Here is a 1,315-nt window from a genome sequence, read left to right as displayed (position 1 = left end):
GAGTACACCGCCTGGGACACATCAGTGAACCCTTGCTTGTACCAGCCGCCTCCAGGCACCTTGATCGACGTCGTCGACCGGCCCGCCGGGGTGAAGCTCCACGTCCCGGCGAGATCGACCGAGGCGACCGCGGCATTTCCCGCGGTGACGCCGTCGATGTCCCCAGCGGCGGCGACCGAGGCGGCGGACTCCGACACGGTAGATTCCGACGATGCGGACCGCTGTGCCGCCACAGCCGGCTGAGCCCCGATCAACGCGACCAGCAAGGCCGCCACCACAGCCGGCCACCTGCTCGCCGGACGTCGAGGACGGGAGGAGGGATCGCTCCGCTTCATCGGTAATCCTTTCGGGTGAATCCCGTGTGTGAGGTACTTCCCGGGTCCGGCCGGCCCTCCGCGGGCGCCACTGCCCGGCCGTTCAGGCCGTCGCCGTTCGTCGGCGAAAGCCGACGGCTTGAGGGGGCATTCTGTCTCCTCGTAATGGGAGCGTCGTATCGGTTCGACGGATGGCCGGACATCACACTTAAGGCCCAGGCTCCCACCTGTCAATGCTCAGGGTTCACAGAGATCGGATCACTTCGGCCGTCTGGCTCCCATCACGCCCGATCAGATCACGCGGTCCTAGACGCCGTGTAATTTTCAGGCTGCGTTGGACGCCTCGAACACGGTTCCAAGATCGAGAATCGGCATGCTCGGGACCATCCAACCTGTGTCGAACTTTCACAGTTAAACGGATCGATTCGATGCCGTCGGGCGCCTGGTAGAGGAATGGGCCCACCTACGGCCCTACGCCAGCAATGACGAACGCACCGATGCCCTCGGAGACTTCCTGCACCGCTACAACAGCGGCGACAGCGGTTGCGTCTTCACCGCCGAACTCGGGCGACCGTTGCGTCCACAACACGTCGGCGACCACTGTACAGCTCCAGCTGGTCGTAGTAGATCCGATGAATGATGCTTTTGTCGTTGCCGACGGAGCAGGGAGCGAGCACGGTGGTTGTTAGGTGTTGGCCTGCATCTTTCGGCACTGGGCCGCCCGACCGACGCCCTGCCCCCGGCCGAACAGGCCGTCATCCTCTACCGGGAGCTGGCCGAGCGCTACCCCGACCGCTCGCTGTCCAACCTCGGCATCACCTTCTCGGAGCTGGGCCGCGCAGCTGAGGCTTCACAAGCTCATCAGGAAGCAAACCGTCTCATGCCACCTGGTGCGGCATCAGATCCGGAAGATTAGCAGGACCTTGCCCACGTTGCCCGATGGCAAGGCCCGACGCAGGAGGGCCGCGGCAGCCGATCGCCCTGGCCACCTATGGCGAGAA

The 1,315-nt window shown here is 64.7% G+C and carries 2 protein-coding genes; one reads left to right on the top strand and one right to left on the bottom strand.

All coding sequences use genetic code 11. From position 1 onward, the window contains the following. The coding region (locus JOL79_RS33530) for a hypothetical protein (RefSeq protein ID WP_210159964.1) at positions 1 to 197 on the bottom strand (197 nt) is incomplete at its 3' end. Between the two features lie 799 nt (positions 198 to 996). On the opposite strand from JOL79_RS33530, the gene JOL79_RS33525 reads away from it, so the two are divergent. Then, positions 997 to 1,230: a tetratricopeptide repeat protein gene (locus JOL79_RS33525; protein WP_210159963.1), complete on the top strand. Its 234-nt coding sequence runs from the start codon at positions 997 to 999 to the stop codon at positions 1,228 to 1,230. Positions 1,231 to 1,315: the final 85 nt, after the last annotated feature.

It is taken from the genome of Microbispora oryzae, from assembly GCF_017896165.1.
In the GTDB taxonomy this organism is placed as follows: Bacteria; Actinomycetota; Actinomycetes; order Streptosporangiales; family Streptosporangiaceae; genus Microbispora; species Microbispora oryzae.
Note: the sequence above shows the minus strand (reverse complement) of the source record. Positions and strands in the feature narration are given on the sequence as shown.